The sequence below is a fragment of the Sphingobium xenophagum genome, assembly GCF_031457465.1.
GTDB classification, from domain to species: Bacteria; Pseudomonadota; Alphaproteobacteria; order Sphingomonadales; family Sphingomonadaceae; genus Sphingobium; species Sphingobium xenophagum_A.
In genome coordinates, this window is record NZ_JAVDWV010000031.1 from 1 (window position 1) to 24,762 (window position 24,762).

The following is a 24,762-nucleotide window of genomic DNA, read 5'->3' on the forward strand; positions in this document are numbered from 1 at the left end:
AAGGCCGATTTAGCCCATGTCATCGCCGCCAAGCTTGACCCGGTAGGAAGAGCGGACCGACAGGACCTGAGCATAAAACCGGCGGTTGGACGTCTGAGAAGGGCGGTGTGATGGGCAAGGCTTGGGACAAAGCTGTCATTCGCCTTTGGTTTGCGGAACGACGGATCATGGCGCAACCGGCCATAAACGCGAACACACTCTATCGAAGAATGGGATCAAGCCCTTTGTGGACACACAATCACTGACAGCGCGGTAGCCATGGAAGAAGCGATCATCGTGGTCTCTCGCAATTGACCAAAGGTCCTATTGCGCAATCTACAGGCTTTGCCATCCTGACATCCTGAATTTCAATGCGAAAATTGACCCAGGAGATATGATGATGCTGCACCAGGCGCTGGAGAAATTATCCGGCCATACCCTTATCCGCGATTGCTATGACAATTATATCGGTGGGGCATGGACGGCGCCTGTGAAGGGCGCTTATTTCGACAATGTTTCGCCCGTCAACGGACAGGTGGTGTGCCAGGTGGCACGCGGCACGGCCGAGGATATCGAGCTGGCTCTGGATGCCGCACACGCCGCCAAGGACGCGTGGGGCCGGATGTCGTCGACCGAACGGTCCAACATCCTGCTGAAGATCGCGGACCGGATGGAAGCCAATCTGGATCTGATCGCGATGGCCGAGACGATCGACAACGGCAAGCCGATCCGCGAGACGACCCATGCCGATATTCCTTTGGCGATCGACCATTTCCGCTATTTCGCGGGTTGCGCCCGCGCCCAGGAAGGCTCGATCAGCGAGATCGACCATGACACCATCGCCTATCATTTCCACGAGCCATTGGGCGTGGTGGGCCAGATCATTCCGTGGAACTTCCCCATCCTGATGGCGGTGTGGAAACTGGCGCCTGCCCTTGCGGCGGGCAACTGCATCGTGCTGAAGCCTGCCGAACAGACCCCGATGTCGATCCTGGTGCTGGCGGAGATTATCGGCGACCTGTTGCCGCCCGGCGTACTCAACATCGTCAACGGCTTTGGCGTCGAAGCGGGCAAGCCGCTCGCCAGCAGCAAGCGGATCAGCAAGATCGCCTTTACCGGCGAAACCACGACTGGTCGCCTGATCATGCAATATGCCTCGGAAAACCTGATCCCGGTGACGCTGGAACTGGGCGGCAAGTCGCCCAATATCTTCTTTGCCGATGTGATGGACGCGGACGATGACTATTTCGACAAATGCCTGGAAGGCTTTGCCATGTTCGCGCTCAACCAGGGCGAAGTCTGTACCTGCCCCAGCCGCGCGCTCATACAGGAATCGATCTACGATCGGTTCATCGAACGGGCCATCGCACGGGTCAAGGCGATCAAGCAGGGCAGCCCGCTCGATCCATCGACGATGATCGGCGCGCAGGCGTCCAACGACCAGTTGGAAAAGATCCTGTCCTACATCGCCATCGGTCGCGAAGAAGGCGCGCAGGTGCTGACCGGCGGCGAACGCGCCAGCCATGAGGGCGATCTGAGCCAGGGCTATTATGTGACGCCCACTGTCCTCAAGGGGCATAACAAGATGCGGATTTTCCAGGAGGAAATCTTCGGCCCCGTATTGGCGGTCACCACCTTCAAGGATGAGGCCGACGCGCTGGCGATCGCCAATGACACGCTCTACGGTCTGGGCGCGGGCGTATGGACCCGTGACGGGACGCGCGCCTATCGCATGGGGCGTGGCATCCAGGCTGGTCGGGTGTGGACCAACTGCTACCATGCCTATCCCGCCCATGCGGCCTTTGGCGGCTATAAGCAGTCGGGTATCGGGCGCGAAAACCACAAGATGATGCTGGACCATTATCAGCAGACGAAGAATCTGCTGGTCAGCTACAGCCCGAAGGCGCTGGGCTTCTTCTGAAGCGCGACGGCGGGCATCTGCAGGTGCCCGCCGCTTCATTCTGGCGGAGACTGACGATGGTATCGCTTCCGGCCCGCATCCTGTCCACGCCGCAGGCGGACGCCCTGATCACCCGTCTGACGGCGCTGCATGGGCCACTAATGTTCCATCAATCGGGTGGGTGTTGCGACGGGTCTGCTCCGATGTGTTTCCTGCGCGGTGAATTTCGGGTCGGGGCGCAGGATGTGTTGCTGGGGCGGATTGCAGGCGACGTGCCGGTATGGATCGGCGCGGCGCAATTCGACTATTGGCGCCATACGCAGGTGATCATCGATGTCGTTCCGGGCCGGGGTGCGGGCATGTCGCTGGAAAGCCCGGAAGGCCTGCGGTTCCTCGTCCGCTCACGCCTGTTTAGCGACAGCGAGTCGGCGCTGCTGGAGGCCGCCGGAGAACCGGCGCGCGGCGGCTGATTCCGCGACGCGGACCAGCCGTTCCGGCAAGCGATGACGCACCTGCCCCTTTCCGCACGACATATCCGGCCCAAAGCGCAAAAAGCGTCGGGTTTCGGGTGACAATATCGATCATCCCTGCGCATGATATTGCCATAAAGACGACAAGGCAGCGGGATGAGGGGCAAGGCGACGACAGACATCCTGAAGGCAGGGATAGGGTTTGCCTCCTCCCATGCCGATGATCCGTTCGAGGCCATGGCAGAACTGGGCGAGACGCTGGGCGCACAGCCGCTGGCCGGTGCGATGATCTTCTGTTCGCACCGCTATGATCGCGACCGGCTGGCGCGGGCGATCAACCGGCATAGCGAAGGTATGACGGTGATCGGCTGCACCAGTTCGGGGGAATTGACTGGCAATGGCTATGATAGCGACAGCCTGACCATCATCGGCTTTCCCGCCGACAGCTTCTGCATGACATCCCATTGTTTCGACGACATCGATAATTTCGATCCCCAAGCCGCCCGCGAACAGGTGCGCGCGCTTGCGGCACGGGCGGAACGCGACAGTCGGGCGCTGGGCGAGAGCGTCAATCATGTTGCCCTATTCCTGGTGGACGGCCTGTCGCATCGCGAAGAATTGCTGACCATGACGATCCAGGACGCCTTGGGCGACATTCCCCTGATCGGCGGGTCTTCGGGCGATGACCTGGCCTTTCGCCAGACCGCGATATTCGATGGGGGGCACTTTCACGCCCGCGCGGCGGTCATTGCCATCCTGTCCACCAGCCGGGCGATACATGTGTTCAAAGCGCAGCATTATCGGCCGGGCGACTGGAAGATGGTGATTACCGGCGCGAATTCGCCTGAACGGATCGTGACGGAGATCAATGCCGAACCGGCCGCAGCCGAATATCTGCGGTTGGCGGGTCATGCCGGTGAAGCGCTGGGGACGGCGTTTTTCGCCGCGCATCCGCCGATGGTCCGCGCGGGCGGGGAATATCATGTCCGATCAATCCAGAGCGCCAACCCTGACGGGAGCTTGACCTTCTACTGCGCCATCGACGAGGGCATCGTGCTGACGATCGGCGAGCCGGTGGACCGTATCGCTGGCATGGAAGCCCTGTTCCAGGAGATCGATGTGCATGTCGGGGAGGTGGATCGGATCATCGCCTTCGATTGCGTGCTGAATCGGATCGACGCGGAACAACGGCAGATCAGCCGGGACGTGTCTGCCCTTTATGCGCGGCATCGGGTCGTCGGTTTCAACACCTATGGCGAACAATATCATGCGCTCCATGTGAACCAGACGTTCAGCGGGCTTGCGATCGGAAAATGACGCAGGATGGCACCCGGTCGGACGCGGATAGCGAAGTCGCGCGTCTGCGCGAGGAGAACCGCAAACTGCGCAAGATCAACAGCGCGCTAATGGATCGCGTGGAACGGTCGACCGACATGTCGGCCAACGCCTTTTCGATGTTCGAAACCGCCATCTCGCTGGAAGCGAAGGTGCGGGATCGAACCGTCCAGTTGGAAGACGCGCTTGGGCGACTGGCGAAGGCCAATGCGGACCTGAGCGATGCCCATGCCCGCGCCGATGCCGCCCGCATGCGCCTGCGCGATGCGATCGAATCGATCAACGAGGGGTTCGTGCTGTTCGATGCGGAGGACCGGCTGGTCCTCCATAACGAAGCCTATCTTGGCTTCTGGCCTCAAGTGGCGGACCATCTGGACGAAGGCGTGACCTTCCACGACATCGCGCGGATCGTGGCGCATAGCCAAAGTCCGGCCGGGGCGCAGGTCGCGCCCGACCGTTGGGTGTCTGACCGGCTGGCCAAACATGGCATTGCCGATGGCGCACAGGTTCAGCGGCTCGCCGATGGCCGCTGGATCCAGATCAACGAATTGCGCACCAGCGAAGGCGGCATCGTCGGCATCTATACCGATATTACCGAGGCCAAGGCGGAGGATGCCCGCGCCCGCGCGCGTGAACTGGCCGAACGCAATGTCGTGCTTCAGGCGACGCTCGACAATCTGTCGGAGGGGGTATGCCTGTTCGACAATAGTCGGCAACTGGCCGCCTGGAACGAAGCGCTGCGCCGCCTGCTTGCCCTGCCGGATCATCTTGCGGGCGCGCTGGCCAGCCATGGCGATCTGGTCCGTTGGTGTCGCGGCACACTGGGGCTGGACGATGGCGGCTGTCTCGACTGGCGCGGGGGGCATGCCGACAATCAGACGATCGTGCGCCGGTGCGCCGCAGGGCAGCGGCATTTCGAAATCCGGGCAAAGACCATGGCGGACGGCGGCCAAGTCTTCGGCTTCATTGATGTCACGGACATGCTGCGTGCGCAGGCGAGCTTGCAGGAAACGGCGGAAACGCTGGAGCGCCGGGTATCGGAACGCACGGGCGAACTGGTCGAACTCAACCGCAAGCTGGAAGGCGAAGTGGCCGAGCGGCGGGCGGTGCAAGCCGCATTGACGCAGGCGAAGATCGCGGCGGAAAAGGCAAACCTGTCGAAAACCAGCTTTCTGGCGGCGGCCAGCCATGACCTGTTGCAACCGCTCAATGCCGCGCGGCTGTTCGTCGCAGCGCTGGGGGACCGGCGACTGGCGCTGCCGACCCGCGCGCTGGTCAACCAGACGTCGACGGCGCTGGATTCGGTCGAAGATCTGCTGGAGGCGTTGCTGGAAATCTCCCGGCTCGACGCGGGTGCGATCCAGCCGGAAATCGGGCATATCCGCATCGACCGGCTGTTGCAGACGCTGAATGTGGAATTCGCGCCGATGGCCCGTGCGGCGCACCTCGCCTTCCAGATCATAGCCGAACCGCTCTGGGTCGAAACCGATGTCCGGCTGCTGCGCCGCATCCTTCAGAACTTCATTTCCAATGCGATTCGCTACACCCCCAGCGGATCCGTACGGGTCTGCTGCGCGGCGACGGGTCAGGGGGTGGAAATTAGCGTCACCGATACCGGCCCCGGTATCGCGGCGGACAAGCAGGCGTTGATCTTCGAGGAGTTTCTGCGGCTGGACACACGCTGCCAGGGCAAAGGACTGGGCCTTGCCATCGTCAAACGGGCCAGCGACATGCTGGGCCATCCCATCACATTGCGGTCGGCACCGGGCGAAGGCGCCACATTCGCGATCACCCTGCCGATCGGGCAGGAGCAGCGCGACGACGATCCCGACCGCGCGCCGCCGTCCCGCGATCGACCGATGCGCAATCTTTCCGTGCTGGTGATCGACAATGAACGCCAGATCCAGTCCGGCATGCGGACGCTGCTGACCGGCTGGGGCTGCGCGGTGGCAACGGCTGACGGGTTCGATCAGGCCGCCTTGCTCTTCGCCGACGGCGCGCGGCCCGACATCATCCTGGTGGACTATCATCTGAAAGATGGCGAGACGGGCGAGACGGTCATCCGCCGCCTGCATGATCATTTCGGCGTCAAAGTGCCCGCCGTGATGATATCGGCCGATCGTGGCGAAGCGCTGAAGGCCCAATTGGCGGCCACCGCGACACCGTTGCTGAACAAGCCGGTGAAGCCCGCGCAATTGCGCGCGTTGCTGCGAACGATCCTGGACTGATCGCCTAATTATCGCCGTCGAAGCGCACCCGGTTGGCCAGGATCACCGCCTGGGTCCGGCTGAACACATGCAGCTTTTGAAGGATGGCGGAGACATGCGCCTTCACCGTGGTCATCGATACGCTCAGGTCATGGGCAATCTGCTTGTTCAAGCGGCCATGGACCAGATGGGTCAGCACCACCCGCTGCTGCGGCGTCAGGCTGCCGATGCGGTTGAGGATATCGGCTTCTTCCGGGCTTTCCTGCGGGCCATCCTCGATCGCGTCGGGCATGTAGATTTCGCCGGACACCACGCGATGCAGCGCATCGACGATCGCGCTGCGCTTCATCGACTTGGGGATGAACCCCGCCGCCCCCGCAGTCAGCGCCTCGCGCACGATCGCGCGGTCGAACGCGCCCGATATCATGACCACGGGCAGGATCGGAAAACGGCTGCGCAACAGGCGCAGTCCGTCCAGCCGCTTGACGTCGGGAATGTGGAGGTCGAGCAGGATCAGGTCGAAATTGGACTGTTTGTCCAGCGTCGCCAGCGCCTCCTCCATGCTGGCCGCCTCGAATATCGCACAGCCGTCGAAGGTGATGGCGATGACGCTGCGCAGCCCGTCGCGGACCAGCGGATGATCGTCGATGATCAGCACCCGCTCCATCATGACCTCCTCCGCCATCAGGTCGCCATCATCCCCCTGCATCCGTCCCCCCTGCCCATGACGATCGACCATGATCGGGGGCACGGCAAGACGGCCTGACTGGCCTGCATAATTCCCGCGCCCCATGACGATCATAGCAGCTATTCCCTTATTTCGGCAGCTTGAACACCCAGAGCGATCCGCCCTGGTTGATATCCTTGAAGGACTTGGCGACCTCGCCACCCCATAGCGGCACCGCGCCGCCCCAGCCGGACATGACGGCGACATATTGCTCGCCATCCTGTTCCCAGGTGACGGGCGATCCGACCACGCCAGACCCGGTCTGGAACTTCCACAGTTCCTGGCCGGTCTTGGCATCGAACGCCTTGAGATAGCCCTCCGGCGTGCCGGTGAAGACCAGGTTGCCCGCGGTCGTCAGCACTCCGCCCCATAGCGGTGCCTTATTCTTATATTCCCACACGATCTTGCCGGTCTTGGGGTCCATCGCCCGCAGTGCGCCGATATGATCGTCGGCGATCGGCTTGATCGTGAAGCCCGCCCCTAGATAGGCCGCCCCCTTCTTATAAGCGATCGGCTCGTTCCAGATGTCCATGCCCCAGTCGTTCGACGGGATGTAGAACAGCCCTGTATCCTTGCTATAGGCCATCGGCATCCAGTTCTTGCCGCCCAGGAAGGACGGGGAGGAAAAGACGCTCTTGCCTTTTTCCGTGCCGTCGGGCGCGCCGGGCCGACCCGCCGGGATCACCTTGGGCTTGCCGTTCTTGTCATAGCCATCGGCCCAGGTCGTCTGCATCACGAATTTATTGGCGCTGATGAATTTGCCATTGGTGCGGTCCAGCACGAAGAAATAACCGTTACGGTCGGCCTTTCCGCCCAATTTCATCGGCTTGCCGTTGATCGTGGCGTCGAAGGGGATGAATTCGTTGACGCCATCGAAATCCCAGCCGTCATGCGGCGTGGTCTGATAATGCCATTTGATCACGCCGGTTTCGGGATCGATCGCCAGCGTCGAGGCGCTGTAGAGATTGTCGCCGGGGCGCAAATGGCTGTTCCAGGGGGCCGGATTGCCGGTGCCGAAATAGAGAAGGTTGGTTTCGGGATCATAGGTGCCGCCGAGCCAGGTCGCGCCGCCGCCGGTCTTCCACATGTCGCCCTGCCAGGTGGCGTTGAGCGTGCCCGTGGTGCCATTATCCTTGCCGCGCAGGGTGCCCATATGCCCTTCGATCACTGGCCGGTGCCAGATCAGTTCGCCGGTATCGACATTGCGTGCTTCCACCGCACCAACCACGCCGAACTCACCACCCGAATTGCCGGTGATGACCATGCCCTTGACGATCAGCGGCGCGGCGGTGGCGCTATAGCCAGCCTTGTAGTCGGCAATCTGCTTGTTCCAGATGACCTTGCCGGTCAGGCGGTTGAGGGCGACGAGCCGTGCATCGAGCGTTGCGAAGATGATCTTGTCGCCATGGATGGCCGCGCCGCGATTGACGACATCGCAGCAGGGCATGATATCGTCGGGCAGGCGGGCATTATATTCCCATTTTTCCTCGCCGGTGCGCGCATCGAAGGCATAGAGGCGCGAATAGGAGCCGGTGACGTAGATGGTGCCGTCATAGACCAGCGGCTGCGATTCCTGCCCACGCTGCTTTTCACCGCCCAGCGATGCGGCAAAGGCAGGCACCAGCCGCGCTATGGTCTGGGTGTTGAGCGCGGTCAGCGGACTGAAGCGCTGACCCTGCGGTCCCATGCCATAGGTCAGCACATCGCCGGTCGATGTCGCATCGGCCATCAAATCCGCATCGGTCGGCCCCTGAGCGACCAACGGTGCCGCGGCCGTCAACAGCGCCAAAGTGACGGCGCCGGTTAGCGAACGTGTGAAACGCCCTTTCATGATCATCCTCCCTGTTGTGGGCGCGCTCGGCGCCTTCGGCCTGCAGATTATGGGGTGAGGCTGGCGGAGCAATTGGACCTTGGGTCGCGCCTTCATTCTATGAGGCCATTCCCTCGTTCGGATTTGGTCAAGAGCAGGCCGCTCAACCCGCCGCGAGCGCAGGCCTGTAACGCACGCCATGCGCCGTGAAGATCGTTTCCAACTCGCCCGATGCGCGCATGGCTGCCAGGATCGCTTCCGCTGCATCGCCAAGGTTACGGCTATTTTCCTTTACCGCCATGCCGATGTCCCACCCGGCCGATGCGAAGGCGGGCAGCGGCATGGTCCGGGTCGCGACTGTCGTGGTGCCGCTATCATGCAGCACGGCTTCGATCTGCGCCCGGCTTGCCAGCACGGCGTCCGCTCGCCCGTCGGTCACGGCGAGCACCGCATCGGCACCATTGGGAAAATGGATCACATCTTTCGCCAATATCCCGCCTGCGGTGCCGATCAGGTAGAAGTCGGGGATCGAGTCCAGTTCGACCGCCAGCCGCTTGCCGCGATAGTCGGCCGGGGGGGCGTTGACATCGATCTCGCTCTTCACCCCGGCGAATTGAAAGCTCTCGCGGAAATAGGGCGCGACGATCGCAACCTGGTCATTGCGCGCGGCAAAGGCGCGGTCGAACGGCACATGCAGCATGATATCGGCGGGCGGGAAGCCGAGCAGGCCGCCCCGCCACACGCCATTGCGCAAATCATCATCGGCACTTTCGTCGGCGACCAGTTCGGCAATATCGGCGCGCACGCCCAGCCCCTCGGCAAGCGCCTGCGCCAGATCGACGTCGATGCCGACCAGTCGGCCATCCTTGCGCCAGGACCAAGGGCGATTGTCCCGATACACGGCGACCCGCAGCACGCCCAGTTCCTTGACCCGGCCCAGCGGCGCGGCCTTTGCAGCTTCGCCCAAGGGAAAGCCCCACATGGCGAGCATCGCGGCCATTGCCGCATGGTGGAGGAAGACGCGACGATCCATGTCGCCTTACTCCTGATGCTTGGTTTCGAGCCAGGCGCGGATCGCCCAGCCGGCTTTCTGGCCCAGCACTTCGCCCATGGGCGGCATATAGACTTTGCCGTCATGGCTGGACCCGTGCTGGAAGCGCTGGATATACCATTCATCCCCGCTGTCGCCGACTTCCAGATAGCGCAGGTCGGGCGCAATGCCGCCGGATTCACCGTCCAGCCCGTGGCAGCGCGCGCAATTCTGGCCGTAAGCCGATTCGCCGATCTTCACGGCGTCGGCATTGCCGCGATAGGGATTATGTTGCAGCCACTCCTCGCCAATGTCGGGCAACGCCGCCGTTTCCACCGCCTGGGGCGTGACATTGCCATGCGCCAGCAAGGATGAGGTGATTGACGCGCCAAGCAGACAGGTGGCGCCGATCAATGCGATACGTCCCTTATTCCTCATCATCCATCCTCGTCTCTGTCTGTCGGCCCATATCGGCCGCTCTCGCTTGTGGAGACGGGTTGTAGGGAAGCCGAGGCACGCACCCCATTGGCCATTGGTACAATCCCGTCGCACCGATAAGCCCGATAGGCCGAGCTGGCGCTGTAATGACGCGCCGATGGAGGAGAGGATTAGCCATGATGAAGGCCGCTCTGGCGGGGCTGGCGATGGTTGCGGGCATGCCTGCGCTCCATGCCGAAACGCTCTATGTCTCCAATGAACGGGGCAACAGCATCAGCGTGATCGACGCAGCCAGCATGACGCCGCTCGCAACCTGGCCAGTGGGGGGGCGCCCACGCGGCATCACGCTTAGCCTGGACGGCAAATATATCCTGCTCTGCGCCAGCAGCGATCATGCCGTGCAACTGATCGACCGCGCCACGGGCAAGATCATCGCGGACCTGCCATCGGGCCAGGACCCTGAACAGTTTTTCCTGTCGCGCGACGGACGGACGCTGTTCGTCGCCAATGAGGATGATGCGGCACTGACGGCCATCGACCTGGAAAGCCGCACGGTCGCCTTTCAGGTGGATGTCGGCAAGGAACCGGAAGGGGTCGCCCAAAGTCCCGATGGCCGATGGGTGGTCGTGACGTCGGAGGAGGATAATGTCGTCAACTGGATCGACCTGACGACCCGAATGATGGTGGATGCCACCGAGACGGACCAGCGCCCCCGCCATGTCGAGTTCACCGCCGATGGAACGCAGCTATGGATCGCAGCCGAGATTGGCGGCACCGTCCAGATCGCCGACCCACATACGCGCAAGATCACCGCGGCGATCCGCTTTGCCATAGCGGGGGTGCAGGATCATCTGATCCTGCCCTGCGGCATCCGCTTCACGCCGGATGGCAAGACGGCGATCGTGGCGCTGGGCCGCGCCAACCATATCGCGCTGGTCGATGTGGCGACGCGGACCGTGCGCGCCTATGTGCCCGTGGGCAAGCGGGTGTGGCACGTCGCCATCAGCGCCGATGGCACGCGCGCTTATGCGGCCAATGGCTTGTCCGATAGCGTGTCGATCGTGGACCTCGCCAGTGCGAAGGTCGTCGGCACGGTGCCTGTGGGCGCTGGCCCCTGGGGGATCGCCGTCGCGCCCTGATCGCCCTGCGCCTCTGACCCAAGGAACGAGAACCAAAGTCCAATTTGCACCCCGGCCCACTCGACGCACTCTTTCGCCCGTCGGCACGACCGGCGCATAATGGGAGGGATGAGATGTCTAGGGGGAAATGGCTGGGCGGGGCCGCGATGGCGATGCTGTTCGCGCTGACCGCAACACCGGCGGCGGCGGGAACGACGGCAGAGCTGCTGAAAAGGCTCCACGAAAAGGGGATTCTGACCGACGAGGAATATCAGCAACTGGCGCAGCAAGACGCCGCGCAGGTCGCACCCGCTGCTTTGCCACCGGCTCAGGTCGCGGCTGCGTCGCTGGACGACAAGCGGCTGGTGCGGATGAGCGATAGCGGCGTCGGCATGGAAGTCGGCGGCGTTTCGGTCAAGATTTCCGGGTCAGTCAATGGCTTCTACACCCATGAAAACGGACAGGCTCCTGGCCCGAACACAACCGTAGTCGGCGGCGTGGTGCCAGTCGGTGGCAAGAGCGCGTCGGTGCGCAACGGTCTGCTGCCTGGCTATCTGAAATTCGATATCACGACCAACCAGGGCGGCTGGGACGTCGGCGCACATTTCGGCATGTATCCGGGCATCAACAGCGCGACCTATGCCGCGGGCGGGGGTGCCAATAGCGGCGGACGCAATACGGCCTTGCAGACGGCCGGCATCGATTTTCGCCAGACCTATATGACCATCGGCCGTGCGGGACTGGGCGAATTCAAGCTGGGCCGCGATATCGGACTGTTCGGATCAGAAGGCATATTGAACGATATCACCCTGTTGTCGGTGGGGTCGAGCGGCGGCAATGTCGCGCCGTCCAACACGTCGCTGGGGCGGATCGGCATCGGCTATATCTACACCGACTTTCAGCCGCAGATCACCTATTCCTCGCCAAAGCTGGGCGGCTTCCAGATTTCCGCCGGTATCTTCCAGCCGCTCGAATCGCTCACCGGGCCGGGCGAAAGCAGCAAGTCGCCGGGCTTTCAGGGCAAGATCGTCTACGATGGGAAATTCGGCGATCTGTCCGCGCGCGCCTGGTTGTCGGGCATCACGCAAAAACATCATCGCATCGATGGTGTGACCTATACCGGCAGCGGCTTCGATACGGGGGCGAAGATCGGCTATGGGCCGATCATGCTGACGGGCTATTATTATAATGGCTCTGGGCTGGGCACGACCGCGCTCAACCTGTTCGATACCGATGCGACCGGGGCGAAGCGCGACAGCGACGGCTTCTACCTGCAGGGACTGGCCACGTTCGGTAAATTTTCGGTCGGCGGCAGCTATGGCGAAAGCAACCTCCATTACGCCAACGCCGCCGATGCCCTGGCCAATCCCGCCTTGCTCGACAAGAGCAGCAGCTGGGTCGGTCAGGCACGCTATGGCCTGACCAGCTGGGTCACGCTGATCGGCGAATATATCCGCACCAAATCGCAGGCCCATAACGGCAATGAGGCGGAAGCCGACACGGTCGCAGCGGGCGCCATCCTGTTCTTCTGAACAGAGGGCATGGCGCGGCAGCCTCCGATCGACGGAGGTCGCCGCGCCCAGGGGCGACAAAGGGGGAAGACGGCACAATGCGTTGCAACAGCCTGATCGCATGGGGCGCACTGATGCTGTCCTGTGCGGGCCATGTCCTGCTGGTGCCGAATGCCAGGGCACAGGAAGGCGACGACATCGTCGTTCTGGGTCAAAGCCTTCCGCTCCCGCCGGGCAATTCAGCTTACGGATCGGTCATGATCGACCGGGATCGCCTGACCGCCAATGCCGCCAGCCGCATCGAGACGATCCTGGCCGATGTCGCCGGGTTTCAGCAGTTTCGCCGTTCCGACAGCCGGTCGGCCAACCCCTCGGCGCAGGGCGCAACATTGCGGGCATTGGGCGGCAATGCGTCCAGCCGGACGTTGGTACTGCTGGATGGCGTGCCGATGGCAGACCCGTTTTTCGGCTATATTCCCTTTAGCGCGCTGGTGCCCGATCGCCTGTCGGCCGTGCGGATTACGCGCGGCGGCGGATCGGGCGCTTTTGGTGCAGGGGCGGTGGCGGGCACGATCGAGCTGGCCAGTGCGGCGCGGGACGACCTGGCGGACCTATCCGCCAGCGCCTTTTACGGCAGCCGTCATGCCAGCGAAGTATCGGGTGCGCTGACGCAGGATTTGGGAAGCGGTTTCGTGTCGCTGTCGGGCCGGTGGGACCGGGGCGACGGCTTCCATACGACGCCGAAATCCCAGCGCGTCGCCGCAACCACGCCTGCTGCCTATGATGGCTGGTCGGTCAACCTGCGCGCGGTCGCACCGCTGTCATCCGACATGGAAGTGCAGTTTCGCAGCCTATTGTTCCGCGATGACCGGACGCTGCGCTTTGCCGGGGCGGACAGTCACAGCGAGGGGCAGGATGCCAGTATCCGGCTGATGGTCCGCGGCCGTTGGCAAGTGGATGCGCTGGCCTATGTGCAGGCACGCAATTTCTCCAATATCGTCATCAGCGCATCGACCTATCGCAAATCGCTCGATCAGCGGAACACGCCGTCGACCGGCCTTGGCGGCAAGATCGAGTTGCGACCGCCGGTCGGGCGCGCGCATGTGCTGCGGCTCGGCATCGACACGCGGCTGGCGGACGGCATGATGGCGGAGGAGGCCTACAACGCCAATCTGACCGCAAATCCGGTAACCGCGCGTCGCCGCGCTGGCGGTCAGCAGATCACCACCGGCCTGTTCATGGAAGATGACTGGACGCTGGGGTCGCTGGTCCTGACGGGAGGCATTCGCGCCGATCGCTGGACGATCCGCCGGAGCTTTTTCGATAGCAGGACCGCGGCGGGGGTCGTGACGGGCAGCAGCGATTTCGCCAGGCGCAGCGACTGGCAGATCAGCGGACGTGCAGGCGCGCTGTTCCGCGCCGATAAGGACTTCGCCCTGCGCGCTGCGGCCTATACCGGCTTCCGCCTCCCCACGCTCAACGAACTCTACCGCCCCTTCGTCGTCTTCCCGATCACGACCCAAGCCAATGCGGCACTCCTGCCGGAGCGGCTGAAGGGGGTGGAAGCCGGGCTGGACATCAATCCTGCTGTCGATGTCACGCTGGGCCTGACGCTTTTCTACAATCGGCTGGACGATGCCATCGCCAATGTTACCATCGCCCCCAATCTGCGCCAGCGGCGCAATGTGTCGGCGGTGATCGCGAAGGGCGTCGAACTCACAGGGCGGGCGCGCCTGCGCGACGCCCTGCTCCTGTCCGGCTCCTATGCCTATAGCCATAGCATCGTCCGTGCGCCGGGATTGGCGTTCGACGGCTTTGCCCCCGCGCAAAGCCCCCGCCACGCCGCCAGCGCAACCCTTGGCTGGCAACCGACAACGGGGCCTTCGCTGTCCGCGACGCTGCGCTATGTCGCCAAACAATATGAGGACGATCTTCAGGGGGATGTCCTTCCCGACGCCCTGACGATCGATGCCTTTGCCGACCTGCCGATCGGACATGGTCTGTCGCTTGTGGCACGGGCCGAAAACCTGTTCGACGCCACTATGGTCACCCGCAATGTTGCAGGGTCGATGGATCTGGGCACGCCCCGGACCCTGTGGATCGGCCTGCGTTTCATCCACTGAAGGAAGATATGATGTCGCAAGAGCTTTTCCCCGTTCCCGCCGAATGGGCGACGCGCGCCCGCATGAACGAGGACCGCCGTATGGCCGATCATAAGCGGTCGCTGGAGGATGCTGACAGCTACTGGCTGGAACAGGCTGCGCGGCTAAATTGGATGTCACCGCCGTCCAAAGCGAGCGAAAGCAGCTTTGACGAAGCGGATTTCGGCATTAGCTGGTTTGCCGACGGCACATTGAACGTCTCCGTCAACTGCCTGGACCGCCATCTGGCCGACCATGGCGACAGCGTCGCGATCATCTGGGAGCCCGACGATCCAGCCGAAACGCCGCGCCGCCTGACCTACCGGCAACTGCATCATGCCGTGTGCCGCTTCGCCAATGTCCTGAAAGACGCGGGCGCGCGCAAGGGCGATCGCGTCACCCTGTATCTACCGATGATCCCGGAAGCGGCTATCGCCCTGCTGGCCTGCGCCCGGATCGGCGCGATCCATTCGGTGGTGTTTGGCGGCTTTTCCCCCGAAGCGCTGGCCGGTCGGATTACCGATTGCGATTCCACCATCCTGGTCACTGCCGACGAGGGGCGTCGTGGTGGAAAGCGCGTGCCGCTCAAAGCCAATGTCGATGCCGCGCTCGCCATGGACCATTGCACCAGCATCCATCGCGTCATCGTGGTGCAGGCAACCGGTGGCGCTATCGATATGCAGCCGGGCCGGGACATCTGGTATCATGATGTCATGGCAGGCGTCGTGTCGGACTGTCCGCCCGAACCCATGAACGCCTGCGATCCGCTGTTCCTGCTCTACACATCGGGGTCCACCGGCAAGCCCAAGGGCGTCGTGCATGGCAGCGGCGGCTATCTGCTCTGGGCCTCTCTGACGCATGAACTCTGCTTCGACTATCGGCCGGGCGACGTCTATTGGTGCGCGGCCGATATCGGCTGGGTCACGGGGCATAGCTATATCGTCTATGGCCCCCTCGCCAATGGCGCGACCACATTGATGTATGAAGGACTGCCCAGTTGGCCGACGCCCAGCCGCATCTGGCAAGTGGTCGACCGGCATCAGGTCCATACGCTGTTCACCGCGCCCACCGTGCTGCGCGCGCTGATGAAGGAGGGCGACGATTTCGTCACCGCGACCGACCGATCCTCGCTCCGCCTGCTGGGCAGCGTGGGCGAGCCGATCAACCCCGAAGCGTGGCGCTGGTATCATGCCATTGCCGGTGAAGGGCGCTGCCCGATCATCGATACCTGGTGGCAGACCGAAACGGGCGCGGCAATGATTGCACCGATGCCGGGCGCAACCGCGCTCAAACCGGGCAGTGCGACCTTCCCCTTGCCCGGTGTCGAACCGCAGATCGTCGATGGCGAAGGCGTGGTGCAGCAGGGGCCGTGCGAAGGCAATCTGGTCATCGCCCGGTCCTGGCCGGGGCAGATGCAGACGGTCTGGAACGACCATGATCGCTTTTTCCAGACCTATTTCTCGACCTTTCCCGGCACCTATACGACGGGCGATGGTGCCCGGCGGGATGCGGACGGCTATTATTGGATCACCGGGCGCGTTGATGACGTCATCAACGTATCGGGTCATCGCATGGGCACGGCCGAGGTCGAGAGCGCGCTTGTCCTGCATGCCAAGGTCGCCGAAGCGGCGGTGGTCGGCTTTCCCCATGATATCAAGGGGCAGGGCATCTATGCCTATGTGACGCTGAATATGGGCGAGGAGCCGAGCGACAGCCTGCGCCGGGCGCTTGTGCAATGGGTCCGTGCCGAAATCGGGCCGATCGCCACGCCCGACGTGATCCAGTTCGCGCCCGGCCTGCCCAAGACCCGATCGGGCAAGATCATGCGCCGCATCCTGCGCAAGATTGCGGAGGGCGACGTATCCGCCCAGGCGCTGGGCGATATCAGCACGCTCGCCGACCCGACGGTGGTCAAGGAACTGGTGCGAACCCGCGCGATCGTTCCCGCCTGACCCAAGGTATAATGGATCGCCCCTCCCCCCTTCCCTAGCCTTTTGGGCATAACAGGGAATGGGAGAGACGGGATGCGCGGATGGGGCCGACTATCGACGGGAATCGCGGCCATGGCGCTGGTCCCTGCGCTTGCATCGGCGCAAACGCACGATGCAGGTGCGTCGAGAGTCATCATCGTGACCGCGCCGGGTGGCGGGATCGACAGCGACGATGGGCTGGCCCTTCGTTCAACCGATATAACAAGGGCCGGAATGCCCGACCTGCTCTCCGCCCTCACCCGGACCATGGCGGGCGTCACCTTGCAGGACGCGCAGAATAACCCATGGCAGCCCAATCTGGTCTATCGCGGCTTCATCGCCTCCCCGCTCCAGGGGCAATCACAGGGGCTGGCCGTCTATATGGACGGCGCGCGCTTCAACCAGCCTTTTGGCGACACGGTCCAGTTCGACCTGATACCCGAAGCCGCCATCGCCAAACTGAGCCTGCTGGATGCCAGCCCGGTCTATGGCCTCAATGCGCTGGGCGGCGCGATCCTGCTGGAAACCAAGACCGGGCGTAGCCATCCGGGGCTGGAGGCCAGTGCGACGGGCGGGCGGTTCGGCTATGCCGAGGCCAGTATTGCGGGCGGCGTGGCGCGCGGCGATGTCAGCGCCTTTGGCGCATTCCAGTATAGCAATGACGATGGCTGGCGCGATTTCAGTCCGTCGCGTCTCTATAATGGCTATGCCGATCTGGGCTTCGATACCGCAGGCGGCGGGCTGCATCTGAAAATCGTGGGCGCAGACACGAACTTGACCGGCAATGGTGTGTCGCCGATCGAATTGCTGGCGGCCGACCGCCGGGCCGTCTTCACCTGGCCCGACAATGGCCGAAGTCGCTATCGCCGGATCAGCCTCCACCCCTGGGTCGCATTGTCGCCAACGACCCGGATCGAAGGCACACTCTATGCCCAGCAACTCACATTGCGGACGATGAACGGCGATGCGGCCGATATCGAAGGATGCGAGGCGGACGATGCGGCGGGCCTGCTATGCCTGGAAACAATAGGAGCCGACGACGATGGTGAGGAGGTGCAGGCGATCCTGACCGACGCCGATGGCGACCCCATAGCCGACACGCTTGGGGGCGAAGGTTATGGCGTACTTAATCGCGGACGTACCAAGACCAAGGCGATGGGCGCGCTGGTCCAGATCATCGACGATCGCGCGCTGCTGGGCGGTATCAATCATTTCGCGATCGGTGTCAGCTACGACACCAGCCGCACGCGCTTCGACACGTCGACCGAACTAGGGGTGCTGACCGACGATCGCAGCGTTGAGGGGCTGGGCAGCCGCATCGTCCAGCAGGATAATGCGATCGCGCCGGTCGGCCTGGTCGCCTATACCGACTATTGGGGAGTGTTCGTGCAGGATCGAGTACCGATCGCGCCCGGCTTGTCGGCCGAAATCGGCCTCCGCTGGAACCATGCAAGGATTCAGCTTGTCGATCAGATCGGCACAGCGCTGAATGGAACGCATCGGTTCAGGCGGCTCAATCCCGGTGTCGAACTGGATTATAAAATGTCCGAAGGCCTGTCGCTGCGCGCGGGCTATGCGCAAAGCAACCGTGCGCCGACGCCGGCGGAACTCTCCTGCGCGGACGAAAATGCGCCGTGCAGCCTCACCAATTTCTTCATCGCCGATCCGCCGCTCAAACAGGTGGTCGCCAAAAGCTGGGAAGCAGGCGCGTCGGGTGCGTTCGGTCTTGGTGGGTGGCGGGCGACCTGGCTCCTGTCGGCCTATCGCACCACCAATCAGGACGATATCCAATATATCGCCTCGCAAATTCGCGGTCGCGCTTATTTCCAGAATATCGGCAGCACCCGGCGGCAGGGCGTCGAAGCATCGCTGAAGGCCGAGCATGGCGGGCTGGTCGCGGGCCTGAGCTATGCCTTCACCGATGCGACCTATCGCAGCGCCATGGAACTAAGCAGTCCGTCGAACCCGCTGGCGGAGGATGACGGCACGATCGACGTCGGTCGTGGAGATCGGTTGCCGGGCATCCCCCGGCACAGCGCGACGCTGACGTTGGACTATGCGGGCAAAGGCTGGTCGGTGGGTGGCGACCTGATCGCGCGGTCGGGACAATATCTGGTCGGTGATGAGGCCAATCTAACGCCCCGGCTGCCCGGCTATGCGATCGCGAACGTGCGCGCCGGTATCGATATCGTGCCGGGCGTCACTATGTTCGGCGAAGTGCGCAATGCGTTCGGCCGCGCCTATGAAACATTCGGAACCTTCAGCGAAGTGGATGAGATCGACCTCGTCGAAGTCCCCGGTGCCAGCAATCCGCGCGCTTATGGGCCGGGGGCGCCGCGACGCTGGTATGTCGGGGTAAGGGCGCGCTTCTAACCTTCGGGCATATCGACCCGTGGCAGCCATTTGGCTTCCAGCCCTGGATAGAAATGCGACACGCTGCGCTGCAATTCGTAGCGGGCCGCCGCCATCCCTGCGAAGCGAGCGGGGATCGGCACGCTGCCTGCCTCCACCATGTCGAGGCCGGATCGGACGGCGGCGGTCAAGGCGTCCTCCAGCCAGTCGATCCAGTCGCGCGTCTGGGCAATGGCTTCCTGCCCCGTCGGATCGAAGGGACCATGGCCCGGCAACGCCGCCCGGTGTGGCAGCTTTGCGAGGCTGTCGAGGCTGGTGCGCCAACGCGGCAGGTCTGCGGTCGGTGTCGCAGGTGCGCGATCATGGAACAGCAAGTCACCGCCGATCAGCAGGCCAGTCTGTTCGTCCAACAGCGCCAGATCGCCCGCACTATGCCCCGCCAGCGCCATCAGGCGCAGGCGTCGCCCGCCGAAATCCTCGGACGCCTCCGTGATTTTCCGCCCCGGCAACACAAGCTCGGTGCCGCGCATCCAGTCCCCCAGCAGGCGATACAGCGCATCGGAAAAGCCGCGCCCGTCCCGCGCCATATCCGTGATGGCTTGCGGCAGCGCGGCAATGATCGCCGGATCGAAGGCCGCAATTCCCATGCCATGATCGGGATGCAAATGCGTCACATAGACGCGGATGACCGGCTTGCCCGTCAGCCCTTCTGCCACTGCCTTGAGCGTCCGCCCATAGCGAAGCGAAGGGCCGCTATCGACCAGCAGCGTGCCGACCGGCGTGTCGATGATCGCGATATTGGCGATGGCTCCGCCATTGGAAAAGTGGATGGGTGCATCGTCGCCGTGAATCATCCATATGCCGTCCTCCACCGCTACGGGATGGATGAGATAAGTGGTATTCGCCATGCCAGCCGTCGCCGGTAGCGCCAGTCCAGCGAGCATGGCCCGGCGCGTCATCTTCATGGCTGCGGTGCCAGGACCGAGGCGGATTGTCGCGCCACCGGCACTTTGGCGGCATAGGTCCGCCCGTTCGTATCGCGCGCCACGATCGACAAGATGGCACCGGGTGCAACGCGGGGTATGAGGGTGATCGCCGGGTCTTCCGAAACCGACGCAAAGAGCGCCATCTGGCCCAGCATCGTTCCGCTGTCCGACCGCACGGTCATCTCCTCAATCGCATAGGTGGGGATATTGGCCACCAGCCCCGTATCCATCGGATGTCGGAAGGTGATACGCAGACGGCTGCTGCCTTGCGTCCCCATGGGCCAGGCTTCCCCCCGCATCTCGCCCAGATGGGCGGCCCAATCGCCTGTGATGCGACCGACCGGCGGTGCCGAGCAACCGCCACCGGCCGCATCGACCCAACCGCCCGCTACCAGCCACTGTCCGCTGGCCAGTTGCACCGCCCCCCTTACCGGGGTCCGCTGATCCAGCTTGATCCGGGTCGCAATATAGGGTTCCGCCAGATCCGGGCGATAGTCGATGGCGATCGGTATCGGGTTGAGATCGGCGAAGATCACCATGCGCTTCACTGGCCCCACGCCCCGCGCATCCAATGCCACGGGAAAGCTGCGCTGGTTTTCCGCCACCTGCGGATAAAGCAACTGGATCCGGGGATCGAACCGCACCGGGTCATCCCCGAAGATCAGGCGCGCATGCGCGGTCCACATCGGCGATTGCAACGGATCGTCGGGATAGGGGGACCGGGCGAGCGCGGGCATTGCCATCGCGAGTGGCAGCATGGCTATCAGAAGCTGCAAAAACCTGCACCGCGCCATGACCTTCTCCCAAAGTCCAAGCCTAAGGTGAAGCGAAAGCGGCTACCATTGCACCTTTGGTCACTCAGCGGGAGAGAGAGATGGGCGCGAGGGGCAAGGCGATAGCTGCGATGTTTGCGCTGGTTGCGACCGGCGCACAGGCCGCGCCAGGGGACGACGCGCTGTTCGGCGCGCATGGCTATCGCGTCGCGTATTATCGCGCGCCCGTTCCCAAGCCCCCCCACGGTGTCGGGCGGATCGCCCCCGCTGCGGTCGCCCTGCTGCGGCCGGATATCGACGCAATCCTGATCGACGTCCTGCCCGCCGAGGGCGGTCATCGCGAAGCCGATGGACGCTGGCGCCTCGCCCGCGAACGACCGAGCATCCCTGGCGCGCACTGGTTCCCTGAAGCGGGGCGGGGCGACCTCTCGCCCGCAAACGACCGATGGTTTCACGATGGCCTTGTCCGCCTGACCGGCGGGGCCAAGAACCACATGATCATCACCTTTTGCCTTGCCGATTGCTGGATGGGCTGGAACGCGGCACGCCGCCTGCGGGCGCTCGGCTATACCAATATCTGGTGGCTGGCGGAGGGGACCGACGGCTGGCGCGACCTTGGTCGTCCGCTGATAAACGCCCGCCCGGAGGAGGGATAGGACCAAGGTGCAATTGCACGCTTCAGCCATTGCGCCATTGATCTGGCGGACCGCGCTTTTGCGCCCATAATATCAGGAGAGATGCCATGTTTCATCGTTCGACGCTGCGCGTGGCGCTGGTCGGCCTCATGCTGGGCGGCACCGTTCTTCCGGCTTCGGCCAAGGACATCATCGTCCAAATGAAAAATAAGGGCGCAGAGGGCGCGATGGTGTTCGAACCCGCCTTTGTGAAGGCCGCGCCAGGTGACGTGATCCGCTTCCAGCCCACCGATGCCAGCCACAATGCAGAAACCATGGCCACGATGCTGCCAGCGGGCGCGACGCCGATGAAGGGGGGCATGAACAAGGAAGCGGTGCTGACCGTGACCAAGCCCGGCCTTTATGGCATTAAATGCATGCCGCATTATTCGATGGGCATGGTCGCCCTGATCCAGGTAGGCAAACCCAGCGCCGCAGACATCGCGGCGGCAAAGGCGGTCAAATTCCCGCCCTTCGCCGCCAAAAGAATGACCGCGATGCTGGCCAAAGTTCGGTAATCCACGACTGTTTCAACTTTGGGCGCGGGCGCACGATAGAGGCAATATTCGGGAGCGGTAGGAGCCCGGTCTTGCCGGATAGGGCGACGCGGGCGAACGCAATCTGGATCGCTGCAAGTTGATTTGGAAATTAACATTGCGGTGCAGTTCCGAATGGGCGATCCGAGCGTACGCTGACTTTCCGACATCAATATCGGAATGGCCTCAGTTGACCGCGAGATGCCAGAAAAGCGGACGGACCGCAGCTAGGCATCGGAATTTCACGGCTGAATGACTGACCGGCTGACGCCGGTAGGATCATGGGGCGGGGCTGAAGCCGTTTTTGTGGCCATGTTTGTCCAGGTAACGCAGGATAGTGTCATCGGTGATGTTGCCGGATGTTGTCGAGAAGTAGCCGCGTTGCCAGAAGCGTTGGCCCCAGTAGCGCTTGCGGATATGCTCGAACTCCTGCTGGATTTTACGCGATGACCTGCCCTTGGCCCGTCGCACGAAATCGCTGACCGATACGTGCGGGGGTATCTCGACGAACATGTGGACGTGGTCGCGCGAAAGCACGCCGTGAACGATCGTCACGCCCATTTCGGCACAGACCTGTCGGATAATCTCGCGAACCCGCAGACGCACCTCGCCATGCAACACCTTGAACCGATATTTAGCTGCGCTGAACTGCGTTTCGGTGCCCAGACGAGATGATAGCGATGATGAAATGTTGTGTGACAACCGCTGCTGTAGCCCATAGCCTGCTATCCTCGGAAAAAATGAACTCTCGCCCTTCGGGCTGTTCATTTTTTCCGAGGATAGCAGGCTACTGGCCGAGTCCGGGGCTGAAGCCAGTATCCGACTGAAGTCGGAGGGGTTTCTCCTCATGGAGGACTCTAAACGGCAAAAATGGGTCGACCGCAGAAGCGATGGCGGCACATCCCTGCTCGGATGGCTTCGGGTTTGATGATCGACTTTCGTCATCAAAGCAATTTGATGGAAGCACATTGCCTGTTCGCGATCATCAAATGTGCTAGCTGTCTGGTTGCGACACATCATTGGGACATGGTAAACAACGCTATTGCGGATCACGCATGGCGCTTTGCTGCTCTTGTTGATGAGGTTTCGTAATGGTGCAGATACATCCCCAGGCTCGGACCACGCCTGCTGTAAGGGCGGAAATTGCCCGTTCGACCGAGCCTGCCAGTGTCGTGGCGAAACGCTATGGCATCAGCGATGAGACGGTCCGCAAATGGCGCAAGCGAGGAGAGCAGGCGGTCCTGGATCGCCCAAGTCGGCCTCATCGTCTGGCTTGGCGTATGAATGAGGAAGAACGCGCGATCATCTGCGCTGTACGCAGGGCGACAGGCTTTGCCCTGGATGACCTGACCTTCGTACTCCGGCACTTTCTGCCACACCTCAATCGCGACAGCATCTACAGGGTACTCAAGGCCGAAGGGTTCAATCGACGACTGCCCAAGCCCACGGAGCAGCCGCGTAAAGGACAGGGGCGCTTCCAGGACTATGACCTGGGCTTTGTCCATATCGACGTCAAACATCTGCCCAAGCTGCGCACCGCGGACGGCGAGACCCGCAAACGATTCCTCTATGTCGCCATCGATCGCTGCTCACGCTTCGTCCATCTGGCCGTCTACGACGCCGAAAATGCCGCCAACGCTGTCGCCTTCCTCAAGGCCGCCAGAAAGGCTCTCCCCTTCCGCATCACCCATGTGCTGACAGACCGGGGATCCTGTTTTACCGCCGACGATTTCGAACGCGCCTGCGCGAAGGTCAAAATCATTCACCGCACGACACGACCCTATACGCCGCAAACCAATGGCATGGTCGAACGCTTTAACGGCCGCATCGCCAGCGAAGTGATGGGCATCAACGTCGCCGGACATGCTGATCTCGAAATCCTGCTGACCGGCTTCAACCGTGCCTACAATCGGCGACGACAGCGCGTGCTCCACGGCAGTTCACCATGCCAGAAGGTAGAGGAACGGATCGGCCTTATGTCCGCGCGCGCCAATCCTCTTTACAAGCCGACGGCACCGGATGATCTTATGACCAAAGTCGATGACATACTATATTATGCCAATGATGTGTCGCAACCAGACAGCTAGGCCATGTTGACAAAGGATTTTAGCCATAGGCGTGCGGCGGCGAGGTTGAGGAAGCTCTCGAACGAGAGGACGGTCTTGTCGTAGCGGGTGGCGATGCGGCGCTGTTGTTTCAGCTTGGCGAACATACGCTCGACGCGGTTGCGGTCCCTGTAACGGCGATAGTCGGGATGGTCTGGCACCTTGCGGTTGGAGCGGGGCGGGATGATCGGCAGGATGCCCCGGACCAGCAGGCTTTCGCGGAAGCGATCACCATCATAGCCCTTGTCGGCCAGCAGCGCTTTGGGTGTGGCGACGGGGATCGCCATCAGCGGTTCGGCCGCGGTGTAATCGGAGGTGTTTAGTCCCGGCATTTGATGGTGCATTATCCGCAAAGCAGTGGAAGGATGCGTTATGGGACAGATTCTACACGGGAGCGCCCGCACGACAGAGGCGGTCCGTCGAGCGATACAACATAGTCAAGAGAGCCTGAGGATTCTGGCCAAGCGCTACTGCATCAACCAGAAGACGGTTGCTAAATGGAAGCGGCGGACTGCCGTCAAGGACCTGCCGACCGGTCCGAAGGATGCGCATTCAACGGTGTTGAGCCTCGAGGATGAGGCGATCATTGTCGCCTTTCGCAAGCACAGGGACTGTCAGGATTTCCGTGTGTGGCCGGGCATAATGGGTAACAAGGAGTCCCACTATGTCACGACGCAAAGAGCCTGCCATACCGAATGAG

Annotated in this window: 20 protein-coding genes and 2 pseudogenes; 14 read left to right on the top strand and 8 right to left on the bottom strand. The window is 62.7% G+C overall.

What is annotated here, in order from left to right; translation table 11 throughout:
• Positions 1-379: 379 nt before the first annotated feature.
• The 4 genes from adh (at position 380) to J2W40_RS19785 (ending at position 5,912) form a co-directional block, all read left to right on the top strand.
• Entirely contained in the window at positions 380-1,900 is a 1,521-nt protein-coding gene (adh, locus tag J2W40_RS19770) for an aldehyde dehydrogenase (protein ID WP_310227699.1), read from the top strand.
• A gap of 56 nt (positions 1,901-1,956) precedes the next feature.
• The gene (locus tag J2W40_RS19775) at positions 1,957-2,349 is read left to right on the top strand and encodes a DUF779 domain-containing protein (RefSeq protein ID WP_310227682.1); all 393 of its coding nucleotides are present in this window, start codon (positions 1,957-1,959) and stop codon (positions 2,347-2,349) included.
• A gap of 156 nt (positions 2,350-2,505) precedes the next feature.
• Positions 2,506-3,666 (top strand): FIST N-terminal domain-containing protein, encoded by a 1,161-nt coding sequence (locus tag J2W40_RS19780; protein WP_310227683.1) that lies wholly within the window; start codon positions 2,506-2,508, stop codon positions 3,664-3,666.
• The gene (locus J2W40_RS19785; protein WP_310227684.1) at positions 3,663-5,912 is read left to right on the top strand and encodes a hybrid sensor histidine kinase/response regulator; all 2,250 of its coding nucleotides are present in this window, start codon (positions 3,663-3,665) and stop codon (positions 5,910-5,912) included. The genes J2W40_RS19780 and J2W40_RS19785 overlap by 4 nt, the downstream gene beginning before the upstream one ends.
• A gap of 4 nt (positions 5,913-5,916) precedes the next feature.
• Here the strand turns inward: J2W40_RS19785 and J2W40_RS19790 are convergent, their stop codons facing one another.
• The 4 genes from J2W40_RS19790 to pedF form a co-directional block, all read right to left on the bottom strand.
• On the bottom strand, positions 5,917-6,693 hold the full coding sequence (locus J2W40_RS19790; RefSeq protein ID WP_310227685.1) for a response regulator: 777 nt from the start codon (positions 6,691-6,693) through the stop codon (positions 5,917-5,919).
• A gap of 13 nt (positions 6,694-6,706) precedes the next feature.
• On the bottom strand, positions 6,707-8,449 hold the full coding sequence (locus J2W40_RS19795) for a methanol/ethanol family PQQ-dependent dehydrogenase (RefSeq protein ID WP_310227686.1): 1,743 nt from the start codon (positions 8,447-8,449) through the stop codon (positions 6,707-6,709).
• A gap of 142 nt (positions 8,450-8,591) precedes the next feature.
• Positions 8,592-9,461, bottom strand: a complete 870-nt coding sequence (locus J2W40_RS19800) for a substrate-binding periplasmic protein (RefSeq protein WP_310227687.1) — start codon at positions 9,459-9,461, stop codon at positions 8,592-8,594.
• A gap of 6 nt (positions 9,462-9,467) precedes the next feature.
• Complete coding sequence (gene pedF / locus J2W40_RS19805) at positions 9,468-9,896, bottom strand: cytochrome c-550 PedF (protein ID WP_037474684.1); 429 nt, start codon at positions 9,894-9,896, stop codon at positions 9,468-9,470.
• A 176-nt stretch (positions 9,897-10,072) separates the two neighbouring features.
• Between pedF and J2W40_RS19810 the strand changes: the two genes are divergently transcribed.
• The 5 genes from J2W40_RS19810 to J2W40_RS19830 all read left to right on the top strand — a co-directional run bounded on the left by J2W40_RS19810 (position 10,073) and on the right by J2W40_RS19830 (position 19,009).
• A complete protein-coding gene (locus J2W40_RS19810; RefSeq protein ID WP_310227688.1) occupies positions 10,073-11,035 on the top strand; it encodes a PQQ-dependent catabolism-associated beta-propeller protein in 963 nt (320 codons plus the stop codon).
• A gap of 113 nt (positions 11,036-11,148) precedes the next feature.
• The gene (locus J2W40_RS19815) at positions 11,149-12,546 is read left to right on the top strand and encodes a porin (RefSeq protein ID WP_310227689.1); all 1,398 of its coding nucleotides are present in this window, start codon (positions 11,149-11,151) and stop codon (positions 12,544-12,546) included.
• Positions 12,547-12,659: 113 nt separating this feature from the next.
• A complete protein-coding gene (locus tag J2W40_RS19820) occupies positions 12,660-14,648 on the top strand; it encodes a TonB-dependent receptor plug domain-containing protein (protein ID WP_409050415.1) in 1,989 nt (662 codons plus the stop codon).
• 11 nt (positions 14,649-14,659) lie between these two features.
• Entirely contained in the window at positions 14,660-16,618 is a 1,959-nt protein-coding gene (gene acs / locus J2W40_RS19825; RefSeq protein ID WP_310227700.1) for an acetate--CoA ligase, read from the top strand.
• A 72-nt stretch (positions 16,619-16,690) separates the two neighbouring features.
• Positions 16,691-19,009, top strand: coding sequence for a TonB-dependent receptor (locus J2W40_RS19830; RefSeq protein WP_310227691.1), 2,319 nt, complete (start codon positions 16,691-16,693; stop codon positions 19,007-19,009).
• Here the strand turns inward: J2W40_RS19830 and J2W40_RS19835 are convergent.
• Together J2W40_RS19835 and J2W40_RS19840 are read right to left on the bottom strand one after the other, a co-directional pair.
• Complete coding sequence (locus J2W40_RS19835; protein ID WP_310227692.1) at positions 19,006-19,953, bottom strand: quinoprotein relay system zinc metallohydrolase 1; 948 nt, start codon at positions 19,951-19,953, stop codon at positions 19,006-19,008. The two genes, J2W40_RS19830 and J2W40_RS19835, sit on opposite strands and share 4 nt — an antisense overlap.
• Positions 19,950-20,768 (bottom strand): quinoprotein dehydrogenase-associated SoxYZ-like carrier, encoded by an 819-nt coding sequence (locus tag J2W40_RS19840; RefSeq protein WP_409050414.1) that lies wholly within the window; start codon positions 20,766-20,768, stop codon positions 19,950-19,952. Before J2W40_RS19840 ends, J2W40_RS19835 begins: the two co-directional genes overlap by 4 nt.
• Before the next feature lie 110 nt (positions 20,769-20,878).
• Between J2W40_RS19840 and J2W40_RS19845 the strand changes: the two genes are divergently transcribed.
• Positions 20,879-21,403, top strand: coding sequence for a rhodanese-like domain-containing protein (locus tag J2W40_RS19845; RefSeq protein WP_310227694.1), 525 nt, complete (start codon positions 20,879-20,881; stop codon positions 21,401-21,403).
• A gap of 86 nt (positions 21,404-21,489) precedes the next feature.
• Positions 21,490-21,939: a pseudoazurin gene (locus J2W40_RS19850; RefSeq protein WP_310227695.1), complete on the top strand. Its 450-nt coding sequence runs from the start codon at positions 21,490-21,492 to the stop codon at positions 21,937-21,939.
• A 297-nt stretch (positions 21,940-22,236) separates the two neighbouring features.
• Here the strand turns inward: J2W40_RS19850 and tnpA are convergent, their stop codons facing one another.
• Positions 22,237-22,725, bottom strand: coding sequence for an IS200/IS605 family transposase (tnpA, locus tag J2W40_RS19855; protein ID WP_310223994.1), 489 nt, complete (start codon positions 22,723-22,725; stop codon positions 22,237-22,239).
• Between the two features lie 159 nt (positions 22,726-22,884).
• Between tnpA and J2W40_RS19860 the strand changes: the two genes are divergently transcribed.
• Complete coding sequence (locus J2W40_RS19860) at positions 22,885-23,049, top strand: hypothetical protein (protein WP_310227696.1); 165 nt, start codon at positions 22,885-22,887, stop codon at positions 23,047-23,049.
• Positions 23,049-24,044 (top strand): IS481 family transposase, encoded by a 996-nt coding sequence (locus J2W40_RS19865; RefSeq protein WP_310227697.1) that lies wholly within the window; start codon positions 23,049-23,051, stop codon positions 24,042-24,044. The genes J2W40_RS19860 and J2W40_RS19865 overlap by 1 nt, the downstream gene beginning before the upstream one ends.
• Here J2W40_RS19865 and J2W40_RS19870 read toward each other — a convergent pair.
• Positions 24,041-24,394: pseudogene (locus J2W40_RS19870) on the bottom strand (transposase); the annotation flags it as partial. The gene J2W40_RS19865 and the pseudogene J2W40_RS19870 sit on opposite strands and share 4 nt — an antisense overlap.
• Positions 24,395-24,434: 40 nt before the next feature.
• Between J2W40_RS19870 and J2W40_RS19875 the strand changes: the two are divergent.
• Positions 24,435-24,668 (top strand): annotated as a pseudogene (locus J2W40_RS19875) (IS481 family transposase); the annotation flags it as partial.
• Positions 24,669-24,762 lie beyond the last annotated feature (94 nt).